A 4,003-nucleotide genomic window follows, 5' to 3' on the forward strand; every position below is an offset into this window, starting at 1 on the left:
CTATTACAACCATCACCGCATCAAACTGACGCTCAACAACCTAAGCCCTGTGGAGTACAGGACCCGGGCTGCGCAGATTGCTAGCTAACCTGTCCAACTTTTGGGGGGCAGTCCAAAAACACAGAGGCACCCAAACACCGTGCGCGAGGGTGGTACGACTGCCAGCCGTTTTTACACAGGGTGTGTTAGCAGACAAATATCCCGCGTAGGAGCTGCCGCAGGCTGCGATCTTTTGATCTTTAACAGATCGCAATTGCGCTCCTACCGAGATTGTGTGTGCAGTCTGCGTTAACATGCTCGGCCGGACGCGGCAGCCTGCTGCGCGCAGGAGTCAGTATGTCTCATCCGTTCGCAACGCTTACCCCTGACCTGGTGCTCGACGCCGTCGAAAGCATTGGTTTCCTGAGCGATGCCCGCGTGCTCGCCCTTAACAGCTACGAAAACCGCGTGTACCAAGTCGGTATCGAAGGCTCGCAGCCACTCATCGCTAAGTTCTACCGGCCACAGCGCTGGACCAACGAAGCCATCCTCGAGGAACACCGCTTCACCTTCGAGCTGGCCGACTGTGAAGTGCCGGTCGTGGCGCCGATCATTCACAACGGCCACAGTTTGTTTGAGCACCAAGGCTTTCGCTTCACCCTGTTCCCGCGTCGCGGTGGCCGCGCACCTGAGCCGGGCAACCTCGATCAACTGTACCGTCTTGGCCAGTTGCTCGGCCGCTTGCATGCGGTGGGCGCCACCAAGCCGTTTGAACACCGCGAAGCCTTGGCCGTGAAAAATTTCGGCCATAACTCGCTCACTACCTTGCTCGAAGGCAACTTCATCCCACGCAGCCTGCTACCCGCTTACGAGTCGGTGGCGCGTGACCTGCTCAAGCGCGTCGAAGACGTGTATGCCGCCACCCCGCACAGCAACATTCGTATGCACGGCGACTGTCACCCCGGCAACATGATGTGCCGCGACGAGGTGTTCCACATCGTCGACCTCGACGACTGCCGCATGGGCCCAGCGGTGCAAGACCTGTGGATGATGCTGGCCGGTGATCGCCAAGAATGCTTAGGCCAACTGTCCGAGTTGATGGACGGCTACAGCGAGTTCCACGACTTCAATCCGCGTGAACTGGCCCTGATCGAACCGCTGCGCGCCTTGCGCCTGATGCACTACAGCGCTTGGTTGGCGCGGCGCTGGGACGACCCAGCCTTCCCGCACAGTTTCCCGTGGTTTGGCAGCGAGCGGTATTGGGGCGACCAAGTGCTGGCATTGCGTGAACAGCTTTCTGCCCTCAATGAAGAACCGTTGAAGTTATTTTAAAACCCACCCTGTCAACTGCCCAACCAAGGATCCTGCATGCAAGCCGCCAACCCGCGTCGCGGGTACATTTTAGGTCTCAGTGCCTATGTCATCTGGGGGCTGTTCCCCCTCTATTTCAAACTGCTCAGCAGCGTGCCCGCTGTGGAAATTATCGTCAGCCGGGTGCTCTGGTCTGCGTTGTTTGGCTCTTTATTGTTACTGGTGTGGAAACACCCAGGCTGGTGGCAAGAGCTGCGCGACCACCCCAAACGCATCGCCGTGCTGGCAGGCAGCGGGCTACTGATCGCGGTCAACTGGCTGACCTATGTGTGGGCGGTGAACAACGATCGCATGCTCGAAGCCAGCCTCGGTTACTACATCAACCCGCTGGTCAACGTATTGCTCGGGATGTTACTGCTGGGTGAGCGTCTGCGCCGTCTGCAATGGGTTGCCGTGGGGCTGGCGGCCATCGGCGTCGCCGAGCAAGTGTGGCAAGCCGGTAGCTTGCCGTGGGTGTCACTGGTGTTGGCGTTGACGTTTGGATTTTACGGGCTGATCCGCAAGCAAGCGCCAGTCAAGGCATTGCCGGGGTTGGTGGTCGAAACGTGGCTGTTGGTGCCCATCGCACTGGGCTGGTTGCTGCTGCACCCGGAAGCCAACAGCGCCCACGCCGACTTCTGGGCCACCCCCGAAGCTTGGCTGCTGGTGATCGCAGGCCCAGCCACGCTGGTCCCGTTGATCTGCTTCAACGCGGCCACCCGGCATTTGCCTTACACCACCATCGGCTTTATGCAGTACATCGCCCCCACGATCGTGTTGATCTTGGCGATTACGATGTTTGGTGAACACTTGTCCGACAGCACCTTGATCGCCTTCATGTTCATCTGGGCCGGTCTGGCGGTGTACAGCATCGACGCTTGGCTTAGCCTGCGCCGAAAAGCCTGATTTAAAAGACTATTTATGCCTGTGGGAGCCCGTCCGGCCCCACAGACAATTAGCACGCCTCCCACACAAATTGTGTACTGTTTTTAGAATTATCTGGAACAACCCACTCATTTCTTGAGAACATCCTGTTCTCCTACGTGACTGACCGCTACTGAAAAGTCGCAGAACGACGTCTATAGTCTGATTTTTACATCGGCAAGTGATCATGTAGTATGCCTCGGCGACCACTACATGATTGGCAACAAGGTCGGTCAAGGCGTCTGCTTTACCCCCATACAAACCCGCTTAGGCGGTGTTTTGAGAAGCGCTCCAGGCTTTAAATAATAATGAGTGAGGCAAGCAATGACTGAACACGTTCAAGTCGGTGGCCTGCAGGTCGCCAAAGTCCTGTTCGACTTCGTCAACAACGAAGCAATCCCCGGTACCGGCCTCAACGCCGACCAGTTCTGGGCCGGTGCCGATAAGGTCATCCATGATCTGGCGCCCAAGAACAAAGCACTGCTCGCCAAACGCGATGATTTGCAGGCGCGCATTGACGCCTGGCACCAGGCTCAGGCCGGCAAGGCCCATGACGCCGTGGCTTACAAAGCCTTCCTCCAAGACATTGGGTATCTGCAGCCAGAAGCCGCAGATTTCCAGGCAACGACGCAAAACGTCGATGACGAAATAGCCCGCATGGCTGGCCCACAGTTGGTGGTACCGGTGATGAATGCGCGCTTTGCCCTTAACGCGTCGAACGCCCGCTGGGGCTCGCTCTATGACGCGCTGTACGGCACCGATGCCATCAGCGAAGCCGATGGCGCCGAAAAAGGCAAAGGCTACAACCAAGTGCGCGGCGACAAGGTTATCGCTTTCGCTCGCGACTTCCTCGACCAAGCGGCACCGCTGGCCGATGGCTCGCACGTAGACGCCAGCGCCTACACCGTGGTTGATGGCGCGTTGCAGGTCACCCTCAAAAACGGCGCCTACTCGGGCCTGCGCGACACCGCGCAACTGGTGGGTTACCAAGGGGCGGCGTCAGCCCCAAGCGCAGTACTGCTCAAACACAACGGTTTGCACTTTGAAATCCAGATCGACGCCAGCAGCCCAATCGGTAAAACCGACGCGGCGGGCGTTAAAGACGTGCTGATGGAAGCCGCCCTGACCACCATCATGGACTGCGAAGACTCCGTCGCCGCGGTCGATGCCGATGACAAAGTGCTGATCTACCGCAACTGGCTCGGCCTGATGAAGGGCGACCTAAGCGAGCAAGTCAGCAAAGGTGGCGAAACGTTCACCCGCACCATGAACCCGGATCGCGAGTACACCGCGCCCAATGGCGATACCGTCAGCCTGCATGGCCGTTCGCTATTGTTCGTGCGTAACGTGGGCCACCTGATGACCATCGACGCCATCCTCGACAAAGACGGCAACGAAGTCCCCGAAGGTATCCTCGACGGCCTGCTGACCAGCTTGGCGGCGATCCACAGCATCAACGGTCAAACCTCGCGTAAAAACAGCCGTACCGGTTCGGTCTACATCGTTAAACCGAAAATGCACGGCGCGGAAGAAGCGGCGTTCACCAACGAGCTGTTTGGACGTATCGAAGATGTGCTCAAGCTTGAGCGCAACACGCTTAAAGTCGGGATCATGGACGAAGAGCGCCGCACCACCGTCAACCTCAAGGCGTGCATCAAAGCCGCCAGCGAGCGCGTGGTGTTCATCAACACTGGCTTCTTGGACCGTACCGGAGACGACATACACACCTCGACGCAGGCCGGGCCGGTGG

4 protein-coding genes are annotated in these 4,003 nt (G+C 58.5%); all 4 read left to right on the top strand.

The annotated features are described in order from the left end of the window. The coding region (locus tag AQS70_RS23605) for an IS3 family transposase (RefSeq protein WP_156355072.1) at nucleotides 1–88 on the top strand (88 nt) is incomplete at its 5' end. A 248-nt stretch (nucleotides 89–336) separates the two neighbouring features. After that, on the top strand, nucleotides 337–1,311 hold the full coding sequence (locus tag AQS70_RS08155; protein ID WP_055102351.1) for a serine/threonine protein kinase: 975 nt from the start codon (nucleotides 337–339) through the stop codon (nucleotides 1,309–1,311). A 36-nt stretch (nucleotides 1,312–1,347) separates the two neighbouring features. Further along, nucleotides 1,348–2,235 carry an EamA family transporter RarD gene (gene rarD, locus AQS70_RS08160; RefSeq protein WP_055102352.1) on the top strand — a complete coding sequence of 296 codons (888 nt, stop codon included), beginning with the start codon at nucleotides 1,348–1,350 and terminating at the stop codon, nucleotides 2,233–2,235. A gap of 342 nt (nucleotides 2,236–2,577) precedes the next feature. Further along, nucleotides 2,578–4,003 (top strand): malate synthase G (locus AQS70_RS08165; protein ID WP_055102353.1); only part of this gene is annotated, 1,426 nt, incomplete at its 3' end.

It is taken from the genome of Pseudomonas endophytica (assembly GCF_001411475.1).
Taxonomy (GTDB): domain Bacteria; phylum Pseudomonadota; class Gammaproteobacteria; order Pseudomonadales; family Pseudomonadaceae; genus Aquipseudomonas; species Aquipseudomonas endophytica.